11 protein-coding genes and 1 pseudogene are annotated in these 11,874 nt (G+C 67.0%); 8 read left to right on the top strand and 4 right to left on the bottom strand.

Annotation, left to right across the window (positions count from 1 at the left end; genetic code table 11):
* Positions 1-121: 121 nt before the first annotated feature.
* Both L1892_RS24960 and L1892_RS22565 read right to left on the bottom strand, forming a co-directional pair.
* Positions 122-508, bottom strand: a pseudogene (locus L1892_RS24960) (IS607 family transposase); the annotation flags it as partial.
* A gap of 66 nt (positions 509-574) precedes the next feature.
* Complete coding sequence (locus L1892_RS22565; protein ID WP_235726022.1) at positions 575-1,513, bottom strand: LysR family transcriptional regulator; 939 nt, start codon at positions 1,511-1,513, stop codon at positions 575-577.
* A gap of 136 nt (positions 1,514-1,649) precedes the next feature.
* Here L1892_RS22565 and L1892_RS22560 point away from each other — a divergent pair, with 136 nt between their 5' ends.
* The 4 genes from L1892_RS22560 to L1892_RS22545 all read left to right on the top strand — a co-directional run bounded on the left by L1892_RS22560 (position 1,650) and on the right by L1892_RS22545 (position 7,769).
* Positions 1,650-3,455: an acyclic terpene utilization AtuA family protein gene (locus L1892_RS22560; RefSeq protein WP_235726021.1), complete on the top strand. Its 1,806-nt coding sequence runs from the start codon at positions 1,650-1,652 to the stop codon at positions 3,453-3,455.
* Positions 3,452-4,951 (top strand): CoA transferase, encoded by a 1,500-nt coding sequence (locus L1892_RS22555; protein ID WP_235726020.1) that lies wholly within the window; start codon positions 3,452-3,454, stop codon positions 4,949-4,951. The genes L1892_RS22560 and L1892_RS22555 overlap by 4 nt, the downstream gene beginning before the upstream one ends.
* Before the next feature lie 99 nt (positions 4,952-5,050).
* Positions 5,051-6,457 carry a phosphotransferase family protein gene (locus tag L1892_RS22550; protein WP_235726024.1) on the top strand — a complete coding sequence of 469 codons (1,407 nt, stop codon included), beginning with the start codon at positions 5,051-5,053 and terminating at the stop codon, positions 6,455-6,457.
* 34 nt (positions 6,458-6,491) lie between these two features.
* A complete protein-coding gene (locus L1892_RS22545) occupies positions 6,492-7,769 on the top strand; it encodes an acyl-CoA dehydrogenase family protein (protein ID WP_235726019.1) in 1,278 nt (425 codons plus the stop codon).
* An 85-nt stretch (positions 7,770-7,854) separates the two neighbouring features.
* On the opposite strand, the gene L1892_RS22540 is transcribed toward L1892_RS22545, so the two are convergent.
* Positions 7,855-8,433, bottom strand: coding sequence for a hypothetical protein (locus L1892_RS22540; protein WP_235726018.1), 579 nt, complete (start codon positions 8,431-8,433; stop codon positions 7,855-7,857).
* Positions 8,434-8,602: 169 nt separating this feature from the next.
* Between L1892_RS22540 and L1892_RS24955 the strand changes: the two genes are divergently transcribed.
* The 4 genes from L1892_RS24955 to L1892_RS22520 all read left to right on the top strand — a co-directional run bounded on the left by L1892_RS24955 (position 8,603) and on the right by L1892_RS22520 (position 11,405).
* The gene (locus L1892_RS24955) at positions 8,603-9,769 is read left to right on the top strand and encodes a sensor histidine kinase (RefSeq protein WP_235726017.1); all 1,167 of its coding nucleotides are present in this window, start codon (positions 8,603-8,605) and stop codon (positions 9,767-9,769) included.
* Positions 9,769-10,467 carry a response regulator gene (locus L1892_RS22530; RefSeq protein WP_235726016.1) on the top strand — a complete coding sequence of 233 codons (699 nt, stop codon included), beginning with the start codon at positions 9,769-9,771 and terminating at the stop codon, positions 10,465-10,467. The genes L1892_RS24955 and L1892_RS22530 overlap by 1 nt, the downstream gene beginning before the upstream one ends.
* A 111-nt stretch (positions 10,468-10,578) precedes the next feature.
* Complete coding sequence (locus L1892_RS22525) at positions 10,579-10,980, top strand: hypothetical protein (RefSeq protein WP_235726015.1); 402 nt, start codon at positions 10,579-10,581, stop codon at positions 10,978-10,980.
* Between the two features lie 5 nt (positions 10,981-10,985).
* On the top strand, positions 10,986-11,405 hold the full coding sequence (locus L1892_RS22520) for a MaoC family dehydratase (protein ID WP_235726014.1): 420 nt from the start codon (positions 10,986-10,988) through the stop codon (positions 11,403-11,405).
* Here the strand turns inward: L1892_RS22520 and L1892_RS22515 are convergent.
* Positions 11,384-11,866, bottom strand: a complete 483-nt coding sequence (locus tag L1892_RS22515) for an SRPBCC family protein (RefSeq protein WP_235726013.1) — start codon at positions 11,864-11,866, stop codon at positions 11,384-11,386. The two genes, L1892_RS22520 and L1892_RS22515, sit on opposite strands and share 22 nt — an antisense overlap.
* Between the last annotated feature and the right edge of the window lie 8 nt (positions 11,867-11,874).

The following is an 11,874-nucleotide window of genomic DNA, read 5'->3' as shown; positions in this document are numbered from 1 at the left end:
CCGATGCTGGGCGGCGGTCAACGATTTCGGCGCCGCGACCCGCGCCACTTCACGCCCGTCCGGGGTAGCCACAACCAGCAGACCGTCAGCCTTCACCCCGACATCAACACCCACCACCGGCATACTCCACCCCGAACCGCGCCAGACGATCACGATGCTCCACAACCACCACACTGACAGACGGGTCCGACAACACCCGCCGCAGTTTCGGACGCTTCCCATTCAGCCCCGGACCCGACCTCACACCACCTCACCAACCTCGTGGCCATTCGCAGTCGCCCACTCGGTGAGCCGAGCCACCTGACGATCCAAGTCCGCGCGCTGATCATGGAACGACACCCACGCATACACCACCACCCGGCCACCACCACCGACCTCAGCAACGTCGACCCAGACCGTGCCCGACTCCAGACGACGAGCAGACACCGGCATCCGATCCTCCCGAAACCACCGATACGCAGTCTGCGGATGCACCCCCCTGCGACCGCGCCCACTCAGCCAACTTCACCCACTCAACAAAACACACATTCGATCACGTTTACTCACAACGTAAGGAACAGTTCACAACCCCATCTCAGCGCGCCGCAGGCGGCGCCATCCCGGATGCGGCCGCCTGGAGATCCAGTGCCTCGGCGGTCGTGACGAGATCGGCCACCAGACGTTCTGCTCCCGCGCGATTGGACCGCCAGGCCGCAACCGTGGTGATCGCCGCGCGCAGCCCGTCGATCGGCAGAATGGCAACAGGCTCACCGTAGAAGAGCCGGTTGGCCATGCCATTGCCCAACCCGACCAAGGTGAATGCCTGACCGCTCGCGACCAGGTGCGCCAGTCCGGCAAAGTTGTCCCCGGTCAAGGTGATCCGCTTGCGAATCCCGTGGCGGTCGAGCAGATCATCGAGGTTGCGATAGATCTCCGGCGCGGAGTCGTGGTTGATCGAGGCGAACGGGATGTCGGTCAGGTCGGCCAGCGTGATCGAGGTACGGCCGGCGGAGATGAGATCGGAACCGACGGCGACACCCACCGGCTGCCGCTCGAGAAATCTGCTGTCCACCTCGGCACCACCGACCGGGCCGTGCACGAGCGCGAGATCGACCTGACCAGCGCGCAGATCCCGCAGCAGGGGCTCGGTACTGGCCGGGTACAGGCGCGGGACGATGTCTGGATGGGCCGCGGCGAGATCGGCCAGAAAGGTGTCCCGCACCGTCGCCGACACCTCGGGGGCGATGCCGATCACCGCTTGTCGCGGCGTCGTCGCGTCCGCCTCACGCACGACGTCGGCCAGGCCGTCGACCCGCTCGAGCACATCGAGTGCCCGCGGCAGCAGCGCCGCGCCCGCTCGGGTCAGTTCGATGTGATGGTGCGCTCGGACGAACAACGCCGCACCGAACTCGCGCTCGAGGTCCTTGATCCGCCGGCTCAGCGGCGATGCCGCCATGTGCAGCCGCGCCGCCGCCCGGGTGAAATTGCGTTCTTCGGCGACCGCGACGAAGTAGCGCAGTCCGATCAGGTCCACACCGCATACCTTATCGACGCCGCCAGGGCCATGACCGATCCGGTCACACGCCACTGTCCACATTGATGATGGTGATCGACAGCTCGATCGACCTAGCGTGGCAAGCAGGCACACACAACGAGAAAGAGGGCCGAACATGACACGCGAGCCGATTCGGGTCGCGAACTTCTCCGGATACTTCGGAGACCGGCGTAGCGCCGTCGACGAGGCGATGGCGGGCGATCGGTTCGACGTACTGGTCGGTGACTACCTCGCCGAGATCACGCTGGCCGCGCTGTCGGCGGCCTACCAGCGCGACCCCCGCCGCGGCTACGTCGACTACTTCGTCGACCAGGTACGCCCACACCTGGCGGCGATCGCCGACCGCGGGATCAAAGTGGTGACCAACGCCGGCGGGTTCCATCCCGCGGGCCTCGCGGCCGCGCTGCGCGACGAGATCGCCGCCGCAGGGGTCGAACTGCGGGTGGCTCACGTCGACGGGGACAACATCCTCGACGAATTGCCGCGGCTGCGGCGCGACGGGCACCGGTTCGACAATCTCGATGGCGGCGCACCGCTGGCCGACTGGGCGGCCACCCCGTTCGCCGCCAACGCCTACCTCGGCGGTTGGGGAGTGGCCGCAGCGCTCGACTCCGGCGCTGACATCGTGGTCTGTGGTCGTGTGACCGACGCATCGCTGACCGTGGGTCCGGCCGCGTGGTGGCACGGGTGGCATGCGTCGGACTTCGACGCGTTGGCGGGCGCGGTCGTGGCCGGACACATCATCGAATGCGGCCCGCACGCCGTCGGCGGCAACTTCTCCGGATTCCTCGACATCCCACACCGCACCGTGCCGGGCTTTCCCATCGCCGAGATCGCCGCGGACGGCAGTTGTGTCGTGACCAAACACGCACGCGACGGCGGGGCGGTCACCCGCGACACGGTGACCGCGCAGATCATGTACGAGATCCAGGGGCCGGTGTATCTCAATCCCGACGTCACCGTTCGCCTCGACGATCTCCGGGTCCGCGACGTCGGACCCGACCGCGTTGCGGTGTCCGGTGCGCTCGGCGGCCCCCCACCACACACCACGAAGGTCGCGATCTTCGGACCCATCGGATTCTCCGTCGTCAACACCGTGTTCGTGACCTCACCGCATATCGAGGAGAAGATCGCGCTGATCCGCGATCAGCTCATGCCCGGTCTGCCCGACGGCGTGACGCTGGACCTGACGCCCATCGGCACTCCGGCAGCCGACCCGGAGTCGCAGTGGGCGGCCACCGTGGCGCTTCGCGTGATGGCCACCGCGCCGACCGCCGACGCCCTCGCCGAGGCCGATCTCGCCCGCCGTCTGGGGAGCCTCTATCTGCAGGGCATCCCCGGCTACTATCACGACGGCGCGGCCGGTCTGCATTCGAGCCCTCGACCTCGCATCGACTACTGGCCGGGCCTGCTCCCGTTGACAGTTCTCGATCATCGCGCCGTTCTCGACGACGGTCGGAGGGTCGCGGCCGCGATTCCGCCGACCACCGACGTGGTGGCGCAGCCCGTTCACCCCGAACCCAGGGAGGCGCCGCTCCCGGATCGGGTCACCCGCGCCCCTCTGGGCCTGGTGGCGCACGCCCGAAGCGGCGACAAGGGCGGCAACAGCAATGTCGGCATCTGGACGCGTGATCCGCGGGTGTGGTTGTGGCTGAGAGGTTTTCTGAGTAGCGATGAGCTTCGCAGGCTGCTTCCCGAGGCCAAGGACCTCGACGTGGACCGCCACGAGTTCCCGGAACTGCAAGCGGTGCATTTCGTGATCCGAGGGCTGTTGGGTACCGGCGGGTCGTCGAACACACGCGTCGACCAGGTCGGCAAGGCCATCGGGGAGTACCTGCGCTCACGCCAGGTGTTGATCCCCGACGACCTGCTCGCCGGTGATGACTCCGACCGCGACCCGACGACCGAGGAGCAGCGTTGACCAGCCTGACCGATCGGCTCCGCACCGCCGCCGAGAACCCTGCCACTGACGACACTTTCGATCCGCGGACCGAACTCGAGGATGTGCTCGGCTCCATCGGTATGCGCGCCACCGACACCGGGGGCACCATCAGGTTCATAGGGGCCGATCCCGTGGTGCCCAGTACGTTACGTCTGGGCGGTGCGGCGGCGATCGCACTGGCCGCGAAGTCGGCTGCGATCGCCAAACTATGGCAGGTTCGCGGTGGTGACGGGCAGGACATCACCGTCGATCTGCGCAGTGCCCCGCATCGCCTGTGCCCCTTCTACGATCGTCGCTGGGAACTGGTCAACGGTTATCCTGCAGGCACCCCGTCGAACCCCTCGAATGCCTTGGGATTCCGCTTCTATCGGACCGCCGACGACCGCTGGATGATGCCGCTCAACCCCTATCCCAAGATCAAGGTCGCAGCGCAGAAGCTGCTCGGTGTGCCGGACGACGAGGAAGCCGTCGCCGAGGCGATAGCGTCCTGGAAGGGAATCGAACTCGAGGCAGCCGGCGCCGACGCGGGCGTGGTGATGCCGATGTTGCGCACGGTCCCCGACATCCTGGACGAGCCGCATTTCCGTGACGTTCTCGCCGACATGCCGCTCGTGGAAGTCACCAAGATCTCCGATGGAGACCCGGTCGTCGTCCCGGCCGGCGCCACCGGGCCACTGGACGGCCTGCGCGCCCTGGGCATGGGCCATGTGATCGCCGGCGCCGGAGTCGGACGGGCCTTGGCCCTGCACGGAGCCGACGTGCTCAACGTGTGGCGCCCCAATGAACTCGAGCACGACGCAACCTACGTCAGCGCCAACGTCGGAGTGCGCTCCACGCTGCTGAATCCTTACAAAGGCGAAGGAGCGCAACGCCTTCGCCATCTCCTCGCCGATGCTGACATCTTCTACGCCAACCGGCGACCGGGCTATCTCGACGGGATCGGGCTGTCGGCGGCCGACGTGGCCGCCGGTCACCGCGGCATCGTCTACGCGACAGCCTCACTCAACGGTGAGACGGGGCCGTGGTCGTCCTGGGTAGGCTTCGACCAAACTGCCGGAAGCCTGGCCGGGATGATGTTGTACGAAGGCGGAGGCGACCGTCCGGCGCTCCCCCCGATCCTGGTCGTCAACGACTACATCGTGTCGTGGTTGATGACCGCGGGGATCGTGGAGGCGCTGTCTCGACGCGCACAGGAGGGCGGGAGCTATCGCGTGCACGTGTCGCTGACCCGGGCCGCGCTGTGGATCGTGGGCATGGGCGTGTTCGACCGCGAGTACGCCCATCAGGTGGCGGGGCGCTCCGGCGACGACGACCGTCACGTCTACCTCGATCCGGAAGTGTTCACGGCCGATACGCCGCTCGGGCGCTACCAAGGCGTCACCGACCAGGTGCAGATGACACGCACGCCGGGGGAGTACCGCACGATTCTCGTCCCCCGGGGTTCCTCGCGGCCGGAATGGCTTCCTTTCAGTTGATTCTCGAGTAACCGACGGAGCCCTCGGTCGGTTCGGGTAGCGTCGCATCGTCGGACCGCGAAGGGTGAGGGGGCACGAGCAGTGACCGGGATGAGCATGATGAGGTCGACCAACCCGACCGAGGTGGGCGAGCGTATCGCGGAACGGTTGAGCACCGTGTGGGATCGACCGGTGACGCTGCGGGACGCTCGCGTCGTACCTGCTGGCGCCAGCCGTACCACGTACGCGGTCACGGTCGGGGACGAACGCGGCGACGAAGCAATCATCGTGCGAGCCGCACCGGCCGCCGCGCCCGGCGCAGGCGGGTTGCGCAGCGAGGTCGATGTGCTCCGGGCCGCATACGTCGCCGGTGTACCCGTCCCCGAGGTCCTCGACCTCAGCGACTCCGCCGACGAGCAGAGCGTCCTCGGGTTCCCTTATGCGGTCATGCGTTTCGTCGATGGTGAGTCCATCGCTCGACGAATCCTGCGTGACGACGCCTACGGTTCGGTGCGCGATGACTTCGCGCGACAAGCAGGCACCGTACTCGCCCGCATTCACGCGATGAAGTCGACCTCGACCGGCCTCGACCACATCGGCGACCCGATCGAGGCGCTGCACACCCTGTTCGCTCGTGAGTACGCTCACGCACCGGCGGGACTCGTGCTCGCCATCGACTGGCTCGATCGCCACCGGCCCGAATCCGCTCCGAGTGACACCGTGGTACACGGCGACTTCCGGCTGGGCAACTTGTTGATCACGCCGGATCGGATCTCGGCCGTACTCGACTGGGAGCTGGCCCATCTCGGGGACCCGATGGAGGATCTCGGCTGGTTGTGCGCCAAGGCCTGGCGGTTCGGTGTACCACGCCCGGTCGCCGGGATGGGTGCGCGCGCAGATCTACTCGACGCCTACGCGCAGGTGGCGGGCTGGCGTCCGACGGAGGACGCCCTGCGGTGGTGGGAGCTCTACGCCACGGTGCGGTGGGGCCTCATCTGCGGCTCGCAGGCCAATCGGTATCTCGACGGTACCGAACGTTCGATGGAACTCGCCGCCATCGGACGACGCAGTGCCGAGCAGGAATTCGATGCGTTGCTCTCTCTCGGCATCACCACACCTGTCTCGATACCCGACCCGCTGAACACCGAGGAAACCGCGCTTGCTGCCGACGGGGGTCCACACACCGCGCCCGCGTTGCTCGATCTGCTCGACGCCGTGTCGGGTTTCCTGACCGACGAGGTCGCCGCCGACAGCGGAATCTCTCCGCAGGTGCGTTTTCGGACCCGGGTGGCGGGTAACGTGCTGGCCACGGTCCGCCGACAGGTACTGCTCGGTGCCCAGCAGGCCGAAGCGAGCCGTCGACGACTGGCGCCACTCGGCGTGTACAGCAGCGCCGAACTCGCCGACGCACTGCGCGGCGGTTCGCTGGCCGCCGGCGACGACACGGTACGCGCCGTGGTCGCCGCCGAGGTGATCGACCGTCTCACGGTCGCCAACCCCAAACATCTCACCCAGCCCGATTGCTGACCAACCCGATTGCCGACCGAAGGGCGTTTCACCCGTGGACTTCGCACTGCCCGAATCCCTGACGGACTACCTGGCCGAACTCGATGCGTTCATCGCCGCCGAGATCGTGCCGCTCGAGCAGACCGACGACAACATACGGTTCTTCGACCACCGTCGTGAGGATGCGCGCACCGACTGGGACCGTGGTGGTCTGCCCAGCGCCGAGTGGGAGGCACTGCTGCGGGAGGCACGTCGTCGTGCCGATGCAGCCGGACACTTCCGATATCCGTTCCCGGCCGCGTACGGCGGTCGCGACGGTTCGAATCTGTCGATGGCCGTCATCCGGGAGCACCTGGCGGCCAAGGGGCTCGGCCTGCACTGCGACCTGCAGAACGAACACGCGATCGTGGGCAACAACGTCGGTTTGCTGCTGATGCTCGAGTACGGTTCGCCCGAACAGAAAGAGGAATGGGTCGAGGCGTTGGCGGCCGGAGAGCGGTTTTTCGCCTTCGGTATCACCGAGCCCGAACACGGCTCGGATGCCACCCACATGGAGACCACCGCGGTTCGCGACGGCGATACGTGGGTGATCAACGGTGAGAAGACTTGGAACACCGGCATCCACGTCGCGCACCGCGACATAATCTTCGCCCGAACCAGCGGCGAAGCCGGCGATGCTCGCGGCATCACGGCGTTCCTGGTGGACCCGCAGGCCGCCGGATTCGCTGTCGAAGAGTACCTGTGGACCTTCAACATGCCCACCGATCACGCCCACATCACCTTGCGGGACGTCCGTGTGCCCCACTCGGCGATCATGGGTGAGGAGGGCCGCGGCCTGCAGATCGTCCAGCACTTCTTCAACGAGAACCGAATCCGTCAGGCAGCCTCGAGCCTCGGCGCGGCGCAGTACTGCATCGATCGGGCGGTAGGGCACGCCAACGAGCGATCCCCGTTCGGCAAGAAGCTGTCGACCAATCAAGCGATCCAGTTCCCGTTGGTGGAACTGCACACTCGTGCGGCGATGCTGCGATCGTTGATCCGGGAGACAGCATGGAGGATGGACACCTACGGTCCGTTCGCGGCCTCTCAGGAGGTCTCCATGTGCAACTACCAGGCCAACCGACTCTGTTGCGACGCCGCCGATCAGGCGATGCAGGTCTTCGGCGGTCGAGGCTACTCGCGCCATGAGCCGTTCGAGCACATCTACCGGCACCATCGTCGTTACCGGATCACCGAGGGCGCCGACGAGATCCAGATGCGCCGGATCGCCGGGTATCTCTTCGGCTTCATGTCTGCGGGGGCGCCGAAGGGGGTCGCCACCACGTCCGGCTAGGGCCGGCAGCTGCCGGAGGCCGGGGCCGGGTCGTCGGTCACCTGGGGATACTCATCGGAGCCCGTCGGGATGTCCGGTCCAGCCCTTACGCCCCGGCCGCATGCGGTACCGGAGAAAGCACCGGACGGCGGTTCGCCGACCGCGCGGCGGCCCGAGGTATGACCCGCACGTGATCTCGACCGTCCGTGGCGAAGAGCGAGACACCATCGGGTAGCGCGCGAGCCATACGACGCACCTGCGGTGTGGGATGGTCGTGGCCCATACCCACCACCACGGCAGTCGCGCGCACGCGCGCGGCGACCTCGGCGAGCCCGTGGACCGGGTCGGCGACCACGGTCTCGGTCGTCACCGTCGCCGACGTTCGGCCCAGCACCACTTCCTTTGCCTCGCGAAGCTTCTCATCCAGAATCGCCCGTTCCGACAGCAGGTATGAATCGGCGCGCAGCGCGTCGTAGCCGAAAGTATCCGACCTCGGCGGTCGTGGACGGGTGGTGGCCATCGCCAGTACGATCCGACTACGTCGGTCGAGAGCGGCGGCCGCAGTGATTGCCGCGGTCCACGATCTCTGCGTATCGCTGAATCCGACCACCACAATTCCCTGCGGGAGAACAGAAGTGGTCTCGGTAAACCATCGGTTCAGGTAGTCGCGGGCGCACATGGACATTGCTCTCACCTCGGGTCTGGGGTTGGGTCGCTGCCGGTACCGATGACGCTAGGCGGCAGCCGATCGCCGATCTGCATCCCGAAGTCGGAACCGTTCTCCACCCGAGGGTGGAGTCGGTTTCCACCCAGAATGCGATGCCCCCGGCCGCCGACCGCTTATCCTTGTGGCGGTGAGGTCATCGATCAGGTGGATACGCAGCCGACTGGAGTTGGCCGGCGAGGGATACCCGCCGCTCTTCACCGCGGTGACGCTGCTCGGTTCGTTCACGATCATCATCGGTGCCACCGCGCAGCGTGTGCCGATCGATCCTCCTTGGTGGGCCCTGATGGGTGCGGGCGTCGCCCTGATATCGCTCCTGCTCGACCTGTGGTTGCAGAGCAAACTGCCATGCAACATCTTGGCGGCCGTGTCGACCGGGCTGATGCTGATGGACCCGGTGTCACTGGACATCGCGCCGCTGTTTCTGGCCTTGACCACGGCGATCGCCGCCGCGATGGAGTCGTTGCGCGCGAGCGTCGCCGTCCTGGCGCTGTCGATCACCGTGATCGTCATCGCGGGGGTCACCGATCATTTGCAGTCACCCGCCGCGTACCTGCTCGCGATCCTGTGCGGATGGCTGGTCGGATACATGATGCTGTATCAGAAACTGTTGTCGGAGAACGAGGTGCGCGCCCAACGCGTGCGAGCCGATCGCGCGGCCGGCGACGAGCGCCGGCGGATCGCCCGCGAGGTCCATGACGTCATCGCACATTCGTTGTCGATCACCATGCTCAACGTCACCGGCGCGCGGCGCGCCCTGCAGGATGGTGATCGCGACGACGCGCTCGAGGCCCTCGAGGACGCCGAGCGACTCGGCCGCCAGGCGATGACCGAGATCCGATTTATCGTCAAGGTCCTCGGCACCGACGGCGCCGAAGCCGCGCCCACCCCGGGCGCCTGCGATGTGGAGCATCTGATCGACGAATACCGGAAGGCCGGTCTGACCGTGTCCGTCGATCGCAGCGGTGACCTCACCACCGTCCCCGGCCCAATTGGCTCGGCTCTCTACCGGATCACCCAGGAATCACTCGCGAACGTGGTGAAACACGCTTCCACGCCGTCGGCGTCGATCACACTGCGCGCCGACGACCAGGTGTCACTGTGCGTGCGCAACCCCTATGCGCCGGGCGCGCGGCCAGGAACCGACGGATCGGGGATCGAAGGGATGAAGCAGCGGGCGCGATTGTTGGGCGGCGCGGTGGATGTCCGCCCGGACGCCGATGAATGGGTGGTACGCGCGGTCTTCCCGACGGCCGCTTCTCCCGAATCGGCGGCGGTCGAGCGGACGGCGGTCTGATGTCATCGACGCATCCCGTCGCGGTCGACGCCGACCCGATCCGCGTTCTGCTCGTCGACGACCAGGAACTGGTTCGTACCGGTCTGCGCCGAATACTTCGAGCTCGTGACGGGTTCGACATCGTCGGGGAGTGCGGTGACGGCAGCGAGGTGGTCACCAGCGCCTCCGCCTGTACCCCCGACATCATCCTGATGGATCTGCGGATGCGCCACGTCGACGGCATCACCGCCACCGCGGCGGTCCGGCGCATGGCCGCACCGCCGCCGGTGCTGGTCTTGACCACCTTCGACGACGACCAACTCCTCTCGGGGGCCCTGCGAGCCGGGGCGGCGGGCTTCATCCTCAAGGATTCGCCTGCGGAGTCGCTGATCTGGGCCGTGCGCGCGGTCGTCGCCGACGGCGCTTTTCTCGATCCTGCGGTGACTGCTCGTGTCCTGCATGGGTTTCGACGTTCTGCTCCCGACCACGGGCGGTCCCCGAGCCACCGGCTCACCGACCGCGAGCTCGAGGTGTTGAAGCTGATGGCACGCGGACACACGAACGGCGAGATCGGCGCCCGCCTGTTCATCTCCGAGGTCACGGTCAAGAGTCACGTCAACCACATCTTCACCAAACTCGATCTGCGCGACCGTGCCGCCGCGATCGTCTACGCCTTCGACCATTCACTGGTGGTCCCGAACGGCCCCGACGAGGGGTGACCCACCCTAGTCCCCAGCCATCAGCCATCAGCCCAGCCACAACATCGGCGACGGGGGACATTCGCCGGCAACGCACCTGGTGCCGCGCATTCGGATTCGCTAGCGTTAAGCATGGCCACGAAGCTGGTCGAGGGAATGGTCTTCCGGACACCGGTAGCGGTGGCCGTCGATGACGCCCTGATCGCTTCTTTTGCCGAGGTGGTGGACGTTTCGGAGGCCGAGACCCCCGTGTCCGTCGTCTTCCGAGTGAGCGTCGAACTCGCCCACCAGGCCATGGATGCCGGAGTGGTCCCGCGCGATGGCATCGTGCACACATCCGAGGCGCTGCATGTGCGTCGACCGCCTCGGCGCGGGGATCTGCTCACCGGCCTGCTCACCGTCACGAGCGTGCGACATCGCGCCGGCACAACCCAACTCACGGTCCGCAGCGACATCCATGCCGCCGACGAGACCCTTCCGATCGCCGACAGCACTTCCACGCTGGTCTTTCGATCAGAAGAGGCCGACGGATGAGTCACGTGGCGTCTCACACCGACCTCAACGCCCCGCTGTGGGACGCCGAGGAGCACCTCACCCTCGACCGTGTCCGACGCTACGCCGCGGCATCGGGCGACGACAACGCCATCCACATCGAACCGGCCGCCGCGCGCGCAGCCGGACTCGATGCGCCGGTGGCACATGGACTGCTGCTGGTTGCCATTGTGCTGAAGTATGCCCAGCGGTGGGCTCGCGATCACCGGGCGATGATCACCGGTTGCGAGACGCGGTTCGTCCGGCCGGTGTGTGTCGGCGACGAACCGACCGTGCTCCATGTGACCGGACGTCTCGTGTCGACCGGCCACATCGCAGCAGCCGTCTGGGTTCTCGACCCCGACGGGAGCACGCACCGTGCCGTGATCCGGCCCATCCGGATCAGTTACGCGTCTGCAGCCGACTGACCCGAGGAGGCGGTCGCACCGACCAGTTCCGCTGCGCGTCGCAGGTCGCTGCGCAGCGCCGGCGGCGTCAGCAGGCGCAGCATCGGCAGCAGCGGCGCGAGGAACACCGGGACGGTCAGATGGGCGAGTGCGCGGACATCTGTGCCGGGCCGGGAGGTCTCGCAGAACTCCAGAGACAGATGGGCGTCGACCGTATGCCAGGCACCGATCTCCGCCCAACGTCGACCCGCCACGCACTCGGTGACCTCCAGTCGCGGGGCGACCCAGGGGGCAACGGTGACATCGGTCCAACTGGTTCCGACGTCACCGGCCCGGCCACTCGGCGTCGTCAGGTTGTTCACAGCACGCAGACTCGACTGCCAGTCCGGGCGGTTCTCCGGGTCGCTGAGGTAATCGAAAACCGCCTCACACGGGGCGTGGAAGGACACCGACACGTCGGCGATCAACACTCGAACACTCACGAATGCAC

This window comes from Gordonia tangerina, from assembly GCF_021556435.1.
GTDB classification, from domain to species: domain Bacteria; phylum Actinomycetota; class Actinomycetes; order Mycobacteriales; family Mycobacteriaceae; genus Gordonia; species Gordonia tangerina.
Note: the sequence above shows the minus strand (reverse complement) of the source record. Positions and strands in the feature narration are given on the sequence as shown.